Here is a 15,104-nt window from a genome sequence, read left to right on the forward strand (position 1 = left end):
TATATATATTATGTATAATACATATTATTATACTATACTATGTATTCTTTTTCAAGAATGCATGGATTATTTTTACAATATATTTTTTAAATATATTACACAGAAGAAGCTATTAACCTCTTCTGCATATTTTAAAATTATTCTATATTATATTCCTCTTATCTTTTTTGCTACTCTTCCTTTATAAGTTCATTTAAATCACTTACAGAGTATTCAACTTCTTGGTCTTCTTCTTTCTCTTCATCAGCTTCAATTATATCAAAATAAACTTCATGTGAAGTTAAATCAACTTTACTAACTACAATTCTTACTTCTTCTCCTAGTTTATACATTTTCTTAGTTCGCTCACCAACAAGGGTTAAATGTCTTTCATCGAAGACATAATAATCATCATCCAAGCTAGTCATATGAACTAACCCTTCTACAGTATTAGGAAGTTCAACAAACAATCCGAAATTAGTTACCGAGGATATAATACCATCATATTCTTGACCAATTCGCTCACTCATATACTCAGCTTTCTTTAAGTCATCTACTTCTCTCTCAGCTTCCATAGCTACTCTTTCCATATCTGATGATTGTTTTGACGCTATCTCTACTTCTCTACCTAATCTATCTGTTCTCGCTTGACTTAATCCTCCATTTATAACTTCTTTAATTATCCTATGGATCATTAAGTCAGGATATCTTCTAATTGGTGATGTAAAATGACAATAATACTTGGCTGCTAACCCAAAATGCCCAACACATTCTGGAGAATATTTTGCTTTCATCATAGAACGTAATAATAAAGTGCTTAGTACCATCTCTTCTTTTTGGCCTTTTACTTTTCCTATTACTTCCTGAAGCATTCTAGGATGTATATCCTTTCCCCACTTCATAGAATATCCTAAATTATGAGCAAATTCACTAAATCGCATTAATTTTTCCTCATCTGGATCCTCATGAATTCTATATACAAATGGCACATTTAGCCAGAACATATGCTCAGCTACAGTTTCATTAGCCGTTAACATAAATTCCTCAACTAATCTATTTGCAATAGCTCTCTCATAAGGTACAATGTCTACAGGTTTTCCTAATTCATTTAATATTATTTTACACTCAGCGAAATCAAAATCTATAGCGCCCCTATTCATTCTCTTCTTATTAAGAATTCCACATAACTCTTCCATATGTTTAAAATCTTCATATAAATAATCATATTTTTTGATAGTTTCAGTGTCTTTATCCCTTAGTATTTTAGTAACATCTGTATAAGTCATTCTCTCATTAGTTTTTATAACACTTTCCATTATTTCATGATCTACACATTTACCCTCTTTATCCATTTCCATAATACAACTAAGAGCTAGTCTATCTACTTTAGGATTTAAACTGCAAACCCCATTAGATAATTTTTTAGGAAGCATTGGTATAACCCTATCAATTAAGTATACTGAAGTTGCTCTTTTAAAAGCCTCTTTGTCCAAAGGATTTTTATCTTTTACATAGTGAGAAACATCTGCTATATGAACTCCTAAACGATAGTTTCCATTATCTAAAATTTCAATAGACACAGCATCATCTAAATCTTTAGCATCCTCGCCATCTATGGTTACCATACGTAAATCCCTTAAATCTGTTCTGCGCGTATATTCTTCTTGTGGAATCACTTCGGCTATATTATCGGCATATGCTTCAACATTTTGTGGGAACTCCTCTGGTAGCTTATGTTTTTTAATTATAGTTAATATATCAATGCCCGTGTCACCTTTGCTTCCGAGAATTTCTATAATTCTCCCCTCGGGATTTCTTTTTTGTCCTGGCCACTGAGTTATTTCAGCTATTACTATTTGCCCTGTTTTTGCACCATTTCTTTCTGATTTAGGAACAAATATATCCTGAGCAATCCTCTTGTCATCAGCTACTACAAACCCAAAATTACTACTGTCCTCATAAGTTCCTATTATTGTTTTATTAGACCTTTCTATTACTCTTACAATTTCACCTTCACATTTTTTCCCGCTATTTTCTTCCTTTAAAACTTTTGCAAGAACTTTATCACCATTCATTGCTCCATTTAAATTATCCGCAGGAATAAATACATCTGGTCTTTCTACTTCTGCTATTACGAATCCAAAGCCTCTTTGATGACCTTGGAATTTACCAATTACAAGACCCATCTTCTCTGGAATACCATAATATTCGGCATGTGTTCTAACCACATCCCCATTTGTTTCCATTTCAGCTAATAAATTAGAAAACCCTTTCATATCCTTTTTTTTAATATCGAATACTCTAGAAAGTTCTGCTATATTCATAGGCTTATATGCCTGCTCTGTCATAAAATTTATTAAATTTTCTTTTATCTCCATAAGATTTCCTCCTATCTAATTTTCATATTGATATATTTTTCAAATTTTAAAAAATATTTAGTATTGCTTTAGTTTCTCACTAAATGTTGTGTTAAATTATTCATGTGTTTCTATATTTACTCGCTTTTATTATAATCCAAAAAATACATCTAGTATATACTATGTGCTTATATACTTCCCTATTATCAAATAAAAAATGCTCACATTAAATAATGCTATTTAATGTGAGCATTTTATCGAAATATGTTATATCAAGAATTCTTCACAAAAATCGACTTTTTTATACAAAATAAAACAGCCCTTGGGGTTGGGCTGCTTTAAACAAATAAAAAGGGGGCTATTTATCTCTCTATTTAACTTTACTACTTAATTATATTAAATTTAACTAATGTTTGCAAGCGTTTTTTACAAATTTAATTCTAATAATATTTTAAAATAAAGACATTTTACTTATTTTTTTCATAAAAAATAATATTATTAACTAGATTAAACCTGTTTTAATAAATCCAACTCTTCTTCCGACAATTCTCGATATTGTCCTTCAGATAAATTTTCATCTAATTTTAGTGGTCCAAAACTAATTCTTCTTAAAAATGCAACATTTTTATCAACACTTTCGAACATTCTTTTTACCTGATGAAATTTGCCTTCTTGAATAGTAATCATTACCTCAGATCCATTTTCATTCGCATTTAATACTTTTAATATGGCCGGCATGCATTTATAACCATCATCTAATACAACACCTTTCTTAAAGGTGTCTATATCCTTTTGATCTACAAATTTATTAATCTCGGCATAATACGCCTTATCTATATGATTCTTAGGTGCTATCAATTTATGATTTAATTCACCATCATTAGTGATTAGCAATAACCCTACTGTGTCTTTATCCAATCTTCCTATAGGAAATGGATTAAAAGCATGGTATTCTTGATCTATTAAATCAATAACAGTTTCATCATACTTATCTACTGTAGCAGAAACTACCCCAGCTGGCTTATTCATGACTATATATATGTATTTTCTATATGTTATTTCTTCACCAGCTACCTTTATTACAGCCTTATCCGGATCAATTTTCATTGTATTATCAGAAACTATTACTCCATCGACCTCTATTTTCCCTTTTTTTAACAATGACTTCACTTCTTTTCTTGTTCCATGGCCTAAATTCGATAATATTTTGTCTATTCTTTCCATTTCTATTCATCTCCTTAACTATTTCTAAAACTTCAGGTAAATTATCACCTACGGTACTATTCATCTTCTTCGAAGCTTAACATTAAATCTTTTACTCATAAAAAAAACAGCCTTTAAAAGCTGTTTTAAAGTTATTCTTTTACTTCAATCTCCATTATATCATAATCTTCATATGAAATACTCTTATAAGAACTTTTTGATAATACTAGTATTCTGTAAATCCCTTTAGTAAAAGGCATAAAGATGTAATCATTTTTCCTGCTAAATTTTTGTACCAAACTCCAGTCTCCTTTTTCCATGAGATAGACCTCATATTCAACATTCTTGCCACCCTTACTTTGTGCTACAAATGTTATTGTTTCATTAGCCATAAAATTTGCCTTATCACATAGAATCTTTGTATCTCTTACAGGTAACGTCTCATGTATTTCTATTCTTATTTCCTTCTTACTATCATATGCATTCGTGCTCAATTTATTCTTTGCTAGAAGTTCTATTAAATAGTTTCCACTACATTTAGGTTTAATCTCATAATTTTTATGTTCCACAAAATTTGTTTGTTCTACTAAATGACCATCTATTTTCAAAACGTAATTCACAAGAGTATTTTTTGTATTTTCAGATATAACTTGGAGAGAAATAGTATCTCCAACCATAAAGTATTCTCTTGTTGGCATTAATACATAGTCTATTTTAGCTGGAATGCATTCTAAAGCTTGAATACATAGAACTTCGTGACAATCAAATTTCCTTTTGGAATATTTATCTTTTACTCTTACCTCCAGTTTGAACTTTCCACTCTCCTCTGGCGTAAACTCTAGAAAATCACGTGTTCCAAATTGTATTTTTTCTATCTCTTTATCATCTTTAGAAATTATAAAACTATATCTTAAAGAATTTCCTCCTGTTGCTTTAACTTTTACATGAACTATTTGGCCTATTAGTACTGTCTCTTTATTATCCAAAATTATATCATCAATAACCACATTTTCATTACCTATATCGTCAATTAGAAAATCTAAAGAACCTTTCTTCTCATATTCTCCTTTAAAAGATGCATCCTTCACCCATAAGTAAGCTTTATATTCTCCCGCTTCTTTTGGTATCCAAAAAAAATTATTTTCTCTAATGTAACCAGAATCCTCTATGCATTTTCCATCAATTTTGAATTTATATAATAACTCTTTCCCACCTCTAGCAATACACTTTAAAATTATAGGAGTGCCACATACTTGCGGTGAGCTTAAATCACTAGTGAAACTATGTATGTTTATTTCTTCATAAGGTTTAACGCTATAATGAATCAATGCTCTATCATCAAATTCATGAATTGAATACATATCCTTTGCCATACATAGTAGCTTATAATCACCCTTGTTTTCTTCAACATAACTAACTAATTTCTTAGTTGAATAATCTTGTATGCATTTGGTATTCCCCTTAGGATTAATTTTTACAAATTTGTACAAAACCATTCTGTTATCCCCATAGTTTGCCTCCACCTCAAAAACTAGTTCCGCACCTTCTACCATACCATCCGTCAAACATTTAAAACTTACAATTTCTACTGATTGTATGGCTTGTACATTAAATCGTATTTTCATAGAGTCATCAAATGTATTTTTTGAATCTAAATTCCTGCATTCTACCAAAAACTCTTGCTCTCCACAATATTTTGAAGTCCAAGTCAGTATATTTTCTGATGAATAGTCTTTTATAAGTAGCCAATTCCCCCTTTCATGTACCCAATATCTATACATAATAGGAATCTTTGTGGCATCTACTGTTAAGGTGACTTTTTCACCTGCCATTATTTCTATTTTATCTATGTATATATCATTTATTAACTTTTCGTAAGCCTCGCCTACCAGGTAATCTGTTTTTGACATATAATCAAAGGGCTTCTTACTTTCTTTTCTTTTAGCTTGTACCATTATGGAGTACTTACCATCTGCCTGTGGCTTCCATATAGCATCACTGGCTCCACTTAATTTTTTCAAAGTAGTCCATGTTCCATCAATCCCTACAAGAAATTTATAGTTCAAATTATCCTCTAATATATTTTCAACACTTATTCCGATTTCTTTATATTTTTCTTCAGGGTTTTCTAAGCTAAACGATATATTCATTTCATTCATTTAAATTCACCTACCTTTATAAATAAGCTATACAATACAAAAATATTATTAAAAAACCAATCTCTATACTGAATATATTATACTATAATTCCATTATTTGTAACAGCGTATATTCCATATTTTTTCTTTTATATATAGACATAAACTTTCAATGTTTTATTATAAAATAATAAAATTTAAAATTTCATAGCTATTCATGTATTAAATTTGTCATTATAATTTGAACGTTACACCCAAAAATTCATCTCATGACTGAATTCGCGATTATTCTTTTCAAAAATATAAAAATAGCTAGTAATTTTTATTACTAACTATTTCGTATATTCTAAGTGCATTATTGCGTTTTTAGAATCAATTTAATTAAATTGTTATAAAGCTTTTCATCATCTTCATTTGTTCGTTTTTTAGGACCAAAGGTTTTACCTCCGCTCCGTCTTAGTTTGCCGGATAAATGCCTCTCAAATAATAATTTATCAATATTATCATCATCATATATATGTCCTTTAGGGCCTATTGCATATGCACCTTTAGCTAAAACCATAGCAGCAACCCCAAAATCTTGAGTGATTACTATGTCATTAGATTTCGCCTCATTAGCTACTTTCATATCAACACTTTGAAATCCACTATCAACATACCTTATCGAGGCATAATCGCTACTCAAAACATGATTAATATCACAATACATAATAAGCTCTATAGAGTTTTCCTTAGCTGCCTTTTCTATTAGCTGTTTACCAGGGCAACCATCTGCATCTACAATAATTCTCATATGATTTTTCTCATTTTTTAAAGCCTTTTTTCGAGTGCTGCTTTGGTTTCTTCATATCCTGATTTTCCAAGAAGAGCAAACATATTTTTCTTATATGCTTCAACTCCTGGTTGATCAAAAGGATTCACGCCTAATAAATATCCGCTTATTGCTAAAGCCTTTTCAAAGAAATAAACCATATGTCCAAAATTATACGCTGTTAATGCTGGCACATTTAAAATAATGTTAGGTACCCCCCCATCATTATGAGCAAGTACTGTTCCTTGGAAAGCTTTTCTATTAACAAAATCCATAGTTTTACCTGCTAAAAAGTTTAGTCCATCTAGATCTTCACTTTCCTTTTCTACTACAACTTCTTTTCTTGGCTTTTCTACATTAATAACTGTTTCAAATATATTTCTTACACCCTCTTGAATATACTGTCCCATAGAATGCAAATCTGTAGAGAAATTAACTGATGCTGGGAATATTCCCTTTTGGTCTTTTCCTTCACTTTCCCCACAAAGTTGTTTCCACCACTCACCAAAATATTGAAGTGATGGCTCATAGTTAACTAAAATTTCTGTAACCTTGCCTTTTCTATATAGTGCATTTCTAGCTGCTGCATATTTATAACAATCGTTATTGTTTAAATCCTCTACACTGTATGCTTCTCTTGCATCCGCTGCACCCTTCATCATTTCATCAATGTCAATGCCCGCTACTGCTATTGGAAGTAAACCTACAGCTGTTAACACTGAGAATCTTCCTCCTATATCATCCGGAATCACAAAAGTTTCATAGCCTTCTGCATCTGCTGATTTTTTTAGAGCTCCTTTAGAAATATCTGTAGTAGCAAAAATTCTTTCTTTAGCTCCTTCTTTTCCGTATTTCTTTTCTAATAATCCTTTTAATATTCTAAAAGCAATAGCTGGTTCTGTAGTAGTCCCTGATTTTGATATTACATTTATAGAAATATCTTTTCCTTCTACAGCATCAATTAAATCTGCCATATATGTAGAACTTATATTATTACCTGCAAAGAATATTGCTGGCGCTTTTCTCTTATCGCTTGAAAGACTGTTATAAAAACTATGACTTAACGTTTCTATAGCCGCTCTAGCTCCTAGGTAAGAACCACCTATTCCAATTACTATTAAGACTTCAGAATTATTTTTTATCTTTTCTGCTGCCTGTTTAATTCTTTTAAATTCTGATTTATCATAATTTAAAGGAAGGTCCATCCATCCTAAAAATGCATTCCCCGCACCTGTTTTATCTGCAAGCATTTTGTGTGCAGCAGATACCATTGGCTGTAAATAAGAAACTTCATGTTCACCTAAATATGGAATTGTTTTGCTTAAATCTAATGATAAAATTTTTGCCATTAATATTCCTCCTTGTTTATATCTTGAAGCAAAACAATCATTGATTATTTTGCTCATCGCATTGCATTGCCTCGCTAAAACAATATACTATAATTTTAGTTTATTCATTTAAATAAATCAAGTTTTTTAATAAAATTTTGTATTTATAACAAATTTTGTTATTTTTTTATTAAAACTTTAAAAATTAAACTTAAATATAAAAGTCCCTAAAATTGGAGTCGCCTATACATGATAGCTATAGTATTATCTGTGAATGCTTCATTTATTCTAGTGACTTTCCCAAATAATTGACCGTGACTTTATTCACCATAAAAATATAGTATGTACTCCCTTGTATTGTATAGCATATATTAAATTATATTACTATAAGAGGTGTGATTTTTTTTGATTATTCATGTTGTAAAAAGTGGTGAAACCTTATATATAATTTCTAAATTATATGGAGTTCCATCTAATAAAATTGCTTCTGATAATGAACTTGCAAACCCAGATGAACTTGTGGTAGGCCAAACGCTTGTAATACTTCAAGGCACAAGAAAACACAAAATTCTTCCTGGTCAATCACTTTACATGATAGCTAGAATGTATGGTGTAACTATTTCAGATTTATATGCTGCAAATCCTAACCTTAAAAGTTCTATACTAATTTATCCTAGTGAAATTATTATTATACCACCATCAACGCAAAAATTAGGCTCACTTGAAGTTAATGGCTATGCACTTCCTACTACGGATATGGATGTTCTCGCAAAGACTCTTCCAAGTCTCACATACCTTAGTATATTCAGTTATCAGGTGCTACCTAATGGAACTCTAAAAGGAATAAATGATGTCCCCTTAATAGTTGCTGCTAGAAAAGCTAAAGTAGCTCCTATGATGGTAATTACGAATTTAGAAGAGGGTGGTGGTTTTGATAGTGACCTAGCCCATATTATACTTACAGATGAAAATATACAAAACACTTTATTAGATAACATAGTCAGCATCTTGGAAAATAAAAATTATTACGGTTTAGCTATAGATCTAGAATATATTTTCCCAAAAGATAAACAAAGCTATAATGATTTTTTACGCAAAACAGTAATCAAACTAAAGGCTTTAGGCTATATTGTTACTACAGCTTTAGCCCCTAAGCCAAATGGTGATATAAAAGGATTACTTTATGAAGCGCATGATTACCCATTTCACGGTGCCATAGCTTCCCATGTTATACTAATGACTTATGAGTGGGGTTATACTGCAGGTCCACCAATGGCGGTGGCTCCAATTAATGAAGTAAAAAAAATCCTTGATTATGCTGTAACCGTAATTCCAAGTAAAAACATCTTTATGGGCATACCTAATTATGGGTACGTTTGGACTTTACCTTATGTAAAAGGAACTAAAGCAACTGTACTCGGTAATGTAGAAGCAGTTGATCTTGCGAGAAAGGTATTTGCATCTATTCAATATGACTATACCGCTCAAGCACCGTTTTTTAACTATTACGATTCTAATGGCAACAGACATGTAGTTTGGTTTGAAGATGCTAGGAGTATGAACGTCAAACTTAGGACTGCTAATGCATATAATTTAGGTGGGGTTAGTTATTGGACTATTGGGAAATACTTCCCTCAGGCCTTTCTAGTTCAAAATTCATTATTCGATGTAAAAAAGGTAATTTAGTTAAGCGATTGTTATTTCAAATAAGAATTAAGAGTTTTTCTTTGATTATGCTATAATCAAAAGGATATGTTGCTAAGATGCTTTCTGCGCAACATATCCTTTTGGTTTACTTAAGAGTGCATTTTTTGTATTTTATTGTATTATAGTAAATATTGAATTAAAATTATTAAAGGTATATATTATAACTATACCATATATTTACATCAATTTTATGTAATTGGTATTTTCACAACAGATTTATCACCTCCCTATTTTATGGGATACCTAAGGAATAAAAATTAAGGGAGGTGAGAATTAAATGTCGGAGATTACCCAAATGTTCAAGCTGTTTTGTATTACCTCAATAGCTGTTCTTGGTATAACTTCCGCAGTAGTATTTTTTTCAAAAGATAGAATAAGTTTTAATATAAAAGCGCGTACCAAACTACCTGATCAGTCCGAAACAGAATTTGGTATCGAAGTTCATAAGGATGATAAAAAAACAAAATAGATAGTTATGCGTACTATCTATTTTTTACTACTAATTCTTAATCTGTTGTGTCCTCTGGTATCCCTATTTTATTAAATAAACTAATTGTATTATATGCAATTTATCCATAAAGTGTGCATGTTTTTAAGAATTCAGTATATATTTATTCGCCCATCGATTTTGCTTATATTATCACCATTTTAACTTAAAAGTTCTTGGCGCTACTCTATATGTTAAAATCAACGCAACTACCATATACACAATAGTTGTTATAATAATCCCTGCTGTGAAATAATATGAAGTCGTCTTAATTTGAAGACACGTATAGCTACCGATATACATAACCATGTTTACGACTTTAAATAAGGGACTTTTCACTGTTAACCCTGATGTATAAGGCTGCAATACATAGTACATGAACAAATGATGTATTGAGAAGAAGCAAGCTAAACAAATAATACACAAAAATAGTGGTATCATTCCAATAAGCTGCGAGCTATAACCACTAGCTAATATAATACAGATTATAGCAGAACATAAAGTTAAAGCCGGTATCAGGTTAAGAATAACTACCCTCTTAAGTCTTGAAGTGAAGTTGGATAAAATCACACTTGCCTCTCGGTAATAGCCTTGTCTTAATAGGCTTGCATCACAATTAAAAAACATAGCCTTGCAAATTCTTTCTCCCGTTGACATGCTGTACATTATAAATACCAATGGGGGAATGCTTTTTTTAATTATGTTCACTATATCCACCCTTTTACTCGGCATAAAAATCACAAAGTACATGGTAATTAGAAATATAAAACCTATAAAGACGACTCTTTCCTTTACAGGTTTTACCATTATTCTTCTGAAACGAAGAAAAAATAATGAGTTTAAATATTCATAGCCCTTCTTTTGGTCATATTTTTTTGTATTTAATTCTTCCTTACTCATTCTCTTTTCATCCAATTTCACAGTTGAAAAAGTCGCTTGATTTCTAATAGCCTCTACATCAAATAAACTATCCTTATTTAATAAATCTTTTGCTATTAAAGTATATTTCTTAAATTTCCATAAGTATATAAAAGCTGCCACGCCTAGAATTAATACAATAATCGCCACGAAAGCATTGAATAATATTAAATTAAAATCAATAGTAACTCTTAATAAAGGTAGTGCATAGGCAAGGACAAGTCCTCCTATGATTACTAGTGACATAAATAAATCTTTATGTTTTTGTATTATTTCTGTCTTATCATATATAAAAAGCTGTAGCCCTTCTTCTATCAATCTAAAAGCTATTATTTCCGCTACAAGCACCATAGCTTTTAATGGTGAAAATCCTATTATTAAACCTATAATTATTACTGGAAGAACAAAGTATATAAAGTCTGTTATATTTTTATATACTATTTCTCCAAGATAGTATTCTCTTGCGTCAGCTCTCATTAGTGTTATCATATTAAAGGCCGCTTTGTTGGTTTTATCAAAAATTACATTTTTCATAACTGGTCCCAAAATAAAGCTTAAAAAGAAAAGAATATGTAAAAAATAAGGTTGTAACTTTACTATATCCTTAGTCATTAAATAGGATGGCAAAATAATCATTACACCTAAATATATAGTTTTTCCTATAAATCCACCTAGCACTCCTAAAATTTCACGTATAACCCCTATAACCAGTTTAGCATGGGTTCTTTTATACAAATTTTCAGGAATTTTTTTACCCAAAATTGGTATCCTTTTAAGAAAATATATAAAAGTATTAGCCTGCTCTGCAAAAGATACCTTAAAACTATTTATAAATGTACTAATCATTTCCTCCCTCCTTTAAAATCTCCATAATTTTCTCTTCAAATTCAGGACTCTTTAGAACCTCACTATCCACTTCTTCTAAAATACAATTATTTAAAACCAATATTTCATCACATAAATCTGTAGCCAGCTGAAGAATATGAGTAGAAAAAATAATAATGTGCTCACTTTTCATTTTCTTTAACAAATTTTTAATTTCTAGGGCCACCACTACATCAAAAGAGGTTAAGGGCTCATCTAGCAAAATTACAGCAGGTCTAGTTATTAAAAGGCAAACCATTTGCATTTTGTTTTTCATTCCATGGGAATATCCCTTCATCAACCTATATCTGTCTTCATCCTTAATTTTTATAATATCAAAATACTCATCTATTGTAAGCAAATTTTCAATTTTCTCCTTATTAATATCAATATAAAATTTTAAGAACTCATATCCAGTTAAAAACTCTGGTATCACTGGATCTGAAAAAACATATCCTACCTTACTATAATCTATTTCCACTGATGCTTGTCCATCTTCTACTATACTCACGCTACCATCCTCATATTTAGTTTCCCCACTTATGCAATTAAAAAGGGTTGTTTTACCTGCTCCATTTCTTCCTAAAAGTCCATATATTCTTCCTTTTTCAAATGTAAATGATGCTTTTTTTAACACCTGTTTTTCTCCATAACTCTTTTCTATATCTTTAAGTACTAATTTCATTTTATTCTACCACCCTCATTTTTCTCTATTACCAAATTAACAATGCTCAGCCCTAGGCCAACACCAGTACTTGCCTTTTTACTTCTAGAGTCATCACACTGATAAAATGGTAAAAACACTTTATCTTTATCTCTTATGTTACACCAGTTATGCCAATAAATATAGTAATAATTGTCTTATTAACCATAATAATTCTCCCTTTCTCTAATTCCCTAATTTAAAATAAAAAAAGGTTCAGCCTAAGCCAAACCACTTTATATGCTAATTACTAATTATATGCTAATTACTAATTATAGGATAATTATTCTTTGTATTTCTCAATATATTCTAGAAGTGCCATGCTAACTAAATCCATACTTTTATACTCTTTATATGTCTCTGCAAAATCTTTAAAATCCCCCCAAACTTCTGAATATAATCTAATAGTAGTCGTCATCTTAAATTCTCCATTAAGTATATCTTCATCAATTTTTAATTCTTGTGGTTGCGGTATATCAATTATAGTTTTATGATCCTTTGTTTGCTTTGATGTTTGTGTTTGTGTTTGTGTTTCTGTTTCGATTTCAGTTTTATCTGCCCCTGTTTTCAGCTCTTTTACAAAGTAATAAGCTGAATCAATAGCTTCCTCTACATTATCCGCATTAAAACTCACACAAGGGATTGTATCCTGCAAAATCAAACAAAATTTAGCATTTGACTGAATTTCTATCTTATATCCTGCATCTATTAATGTTTCTAATTTATTCATTTTTTTTCACACCCTTTTCTTATCTATTTACTTTTCGAATAATTTCTTATTAACTCATTTTGGTGATATATTACATTTTGTTATTGCTCTCTAATATTTATAAAATTATTATGCCACAATTTAATATATATTATGTTTTATAATTACCTTACTATATATCAATTAAATCATTTCCTACGGAGCTACAATATTTTTCTTGTTTTAAACTTATATCCCATACTTCTATTGAAAAACATAAAAAAAGGTGTTTATGAAATACTAATTTAATAGTATATTTCATAAACACCTTTAATTAACTTATTTCATTAATATATATAGGTATAACAACGTTCATACCTATTCCCACTCAATAGTTGAAGGTGGCTTAGAAGTTACATCATAAACAATTCTGTTTACTCCTTTAACTTCATTAACAATTCTTCTAGAAACTATATCTAACACTTCATATGGTATTCTAGCCCAATCTGAAGTCATTCCATCTGAACTAGTTACAGCTCTTAGGGCAACTGTATGGCAGTATGTTCGTTCGTCTCCCATAACTCCAACAGATTGGATGTTTGGTAGACATGCAAAGTATTGCCATATTTCACTTTCAAGTCCAGCTTTAGCTACTTCATCTCTGAATATTGCGTCTGCTTCGCTAGTTATAAATAATTTTTCAGGTGTTATTTCTCCAAGTACTCTTATAGCGAGACCTGGTCCTGGGAATGGTTGTCTCCACACTAAGTAATGAGGAATTCCAATCTCTTCTCCTACTGCTCTAACCTCATCTTTAAATAATTCTCTTAAAGGCTCTATTAGTTTAAAGTGCATATCTTCTGGAAGTCCGCCAACATTATGATGACTTTTTATAGTAGCTGAAGTAGCAGTACCACTTTCAACTACATCCGGATATATTGTTCCTTGAACAAGGAAATCTAATTGTCCGAGTTTATTAGACTCCTCTTCAAAAACTCTTATAAATTCTTCTCCAATTATCTTTCTCTTTTTCTCTGGATCACCTACACCTTTAAGCTTACCTAAGAATCTCTCTTGGGCATTAACTCTTATTATATTCATTTTAAATTCGCCTTTGAATATTGTTTCAACTTGATCGCCTTCATCTTTTCTTAAAAGGCCATGATCTACAAATACACAAGTTAACTGATCTCCTATTGCTTTATGTACAAGCACTGCCGCAACTGAAGAATCTACGCCTCCTGAAAGAGCACAAAGTACTTTTTTATCTCCAACTAGTTCTTTTATAGCCTTGATTTTTTCCTGCGCAAAAGATGACATTGACCAATCGCCTTTAACCTCGCAAACATCATATAGGAACTTTCTAATCATTTCTTCACCAAAAAGAGTATGTTTTACTTCTGGGTGAAATTGAACTCCATAGAGTTTTTTAGAAACACTCGCCATAGCAGCTACTGGACAATCTTTAGTAGTTGCAATTATATCAAACCCTTCTGGCACTTTAGATATATGGTCTGTATGACTCATCCAGCATTGATTTTCTACTACTCCTGTAAAAATAGTAGCATCCTTGCATAGGTCAACTTCTACTTTTCCATATTCTCGAACATCAGGTGTTATAACTTCTCCACCAAACACTTGAGCCATTAATTGAGCCCCATAACATATTCCTAAAATAGGAACACCTAGCTCAAATATTGCTTTTTCTACTTTTGGAGCACCAATTGCATATACACTATTTGGTCCACCAGTGAATATTATTCCTTTTGGATTCATGTTTTTTATTTTTTCGGCAGAAGATGTATATGGTATTATTTCGCAATAAACATTATTCTCTCTAACTCTTCTTGCAATAAGTTGATTATATTGACCACCAAAGTCAACAACTAAAATTAATTCTCTATTAATCAATGTTTTTCCT

Annotated in this window: 11 protein-coding genes; 2 read left to right on the forward strand and 9 right to left on the reverse strand. The window is 30.8% G+C overall.

All coding sequences use genetic code 11. From position 1 onward, the window contains the following. Nucleotides 1-170: 170 nt before the first annotated feature. The 5 genes from rnr to ACWJKP_RS18675 all read right to left on the reverse strand — a co-directional run bounded on the left by rnr (nt 171) and on the right by ACWJKP_RS18675 (nt 7,837). Nucleotides 171-2,357 (reverse strand): ribonuclease R, encoded by a 2,187-nt coding sequence (rnr, locus tag ACWJKP_RS18655; RefSeq protein ID WP_165412553.1) that lies wholly within the window; start codon nt 2,355-2,357, stop codon nt 171-173. A 486-nt stretch (nt 2,358-2,843) separates the two neighbouring features. Further along, the gene (locus ACWJKP_RS18660) at nt 2,844-3,560 is read right to left on the reverse strand and encodes a pseudouridine synthase (protein ID WP_165412554.1); all 717 of its coding nucleotides are present in this window, start codon (nt 3,558-3,560) and stop codon (nt 2,844-2,846) included. Nucleotides 3,561-3,691: 131 nt separating this feature from the next. Further along, the gene (locus ACWJKP_RS18665) at nt 3,692-5,698 is read right to left on the reverse strand and encodes a triple tyrosine motif-containing protein (RefSeq protein WP_165412555.1); all 2,007 of its coding nucleotides are present in this window, start codon (nt 5,696-5,698) and stop codon (nt 3,692-3,694) included. Between the two features lie 334 nt (nt 5,699-6,032). Next, the gene (locus ACWJKP_RS18670; protein ID WP_165412556.1) at nt 6,033-6,470 is read right to left on the reverse strand and encodes a YaiI/YqxD family protein; all 438 of its coding nucleotides are present in this window, start codon (nt 6,468-6,470) and stop codon (nt 6,033-6,035) included. Between the two features lie 17 nt (nt 6,471-6,487). Beyond that, nucleotides 6,488-7,837 carry a glucose-6-phosphate isomerase gene (locus ACWJKP_RS18675; protein ID WP_165412557.1) on the reverse strand — a complete coding sequence of 450 codons (1,350 nt, stop codon included), beginning with the start codon at nt 7,835-7,837 and terminating at the stop codon, nt 6,488-6,490. Nucleotides 7,838-8,221: 384 nt separating this feature from the next. Here ACWJKP_RS18675 and ACWJKP_RS18680 point away from each other — a divergent pair, with 384 nt between their 5' ends. Beyond that, nucleotides 8,222-9,502, forward strand: a complete 1,281-nt coding sequence (locus tag ACWJKP_RS18680) for a LysM peptidoglycan-binding domain-containing protein (RefSeq protein WP_462961346.1) — start codon at nt 8,222-8,224, stop codon at nt 9,500-9,502. A gap of 298 nt (nt 9,503-9,800) precedes the next feature. Then, nucleotides 9,801-9,992 (forward strand): hypothetical protein, encoded by a 192-nt coding sequence (locus ACWJKP_RS18685; protein ID WP_165412559.1) that lies wholly within the window; start codon nt 9,801-9,803, stop codon nt 9,990-9,992. 171 nt (nt 9,993-10,163) lie between these two features. On the opposite strand, the gene ACWJKP_RS18690 is transcribed toward ACWJKP_RS18685, so the two are convergent. The 4 genes from ACWJKP_RS18690 to guaA form a co-directional block, all read right to left on the reverse strand. Continuing rightward, nucleotides 10,164-11,774, reverse strand: coding sequence for a hypothetical protein (locus ACWJKP_RS18690; protein WP_165412560.1), 1,611 nt, complete (start codon nt 11,772-11,774; stop codon nt 10,164-10,166). Continuing rightward, the gene (locus ACWJKP_RS18695; RefSeq protein WP_165412561.1) at nt 11,767-12,477 is read right to left on the reverse strand and encodes an ABC transporter ATP-binding protein; all 711 of its coding nucleotides are present in this window, start codon (nt 12,475-12,477) and stop codon (nt 11,767-11,769) included. The genes ACWJKP_RS18690 and ACWJKP_RS18695 overlap by 8 nt, the downstream gene beginning before the upstream one ends. 301 nt (nt 12,478-12,778) lie before the next feature. Continuing rightward, entirely contained in the window at nt 12,779-13,225 is a 447-nt protein-coding gene (locus tag ACWJKP_RS18700) for a hypothetical protein (protein WP_165412562.1), read from the reverse strand. 336 nt (nt 13,226-13,561) lie between these two features. Beyond that, a complete protein-coding gene (gene guaA / locus ACWJKP_RS18705) occupies nt 13,562-15,091 on the reverse strand; it encodes a glutamine-hydrolyzing GMP synthase (RefSeq protein ID WP_165412607.1) in 1,530 nt (509 codons plus the stop codon). Nucleotides 15,092-15,104 lie beyond the last annotated feature (13 nt).

Source organism: Clostridium sp. CM037 (assembly GCF_055081095.1).

What these genes read in the sequence shown, in the direction of transcription:
- ACWJKP_RS18695 (WP_165412561.1), bottom strand. Translation starts at nt 12,477, where the DNA reads ATGAAATTAGTACTTAAAGATATAGAAAAGAGTTATGGAGAAAAACAG.
- ACWJKP_RS18670 (WP_165412556.1), bottom strand. Translation starts at nt 6,470, where the DNA reads ATGAGAATTATTGTAGATGCAGATGGTTGCCCTGGTAAACAGCTAATA.
- ACWJKP_RS18660 (WP_165412554.1), bottom strand. Translation starts at nt 3,560, where the DNA reads ATGGAAAGAATAGACAAAATATTATCGAATTTAGGCCATGGAACAAGA.
- ACWJKP_RS18675 (WP_165412557.1), bottom strand. Translation starts at nt 7,837, where the DNA reads ATGGCAAAAATTTTATCATTAGATTTAAGCAAAACAATTCCATATTTA.
- ACWJKP_RS18690 (WP_165412560.1), bottom strand. Translation starts at nt 11,774, where the DNA reads ATGATTAGTACATTTATAAATAGTTTTAAGGTATCTTTTGCAGAGCAG.
- ACWJKP_RS18685 (WP_165412559.1), top strand. Translation starts at nt 9,801, where the DNA reads ATGTCGGAGATTACCCAAATGTTCAAGCTGTTTTGTATTACCTCAATA.
- ACWJKP_RS18700 (WP_165412562.1), bottom strand. Translation starts at nt 13,225, where the DNA reads ATGAATAAATTAGAAACATTAATAGATGCAGGATATAAGATAGAAATT.
- ACWJKP_RS18665 (WP_165412555.1), bottom strand. Translation starts at nt 5,698, where the DNA reads ATGAATGAAATGAATATATCGTTTAGCTTAGAAAACCCTGAAGAAAAA.
- rnr (WP_165412553.1), bottom strand. Translation starts at nt 2,357, where the DNA reads ATGGAGATAAAAGAAAATTTAATAAATTTTATGACAGAGCAGGCATAT.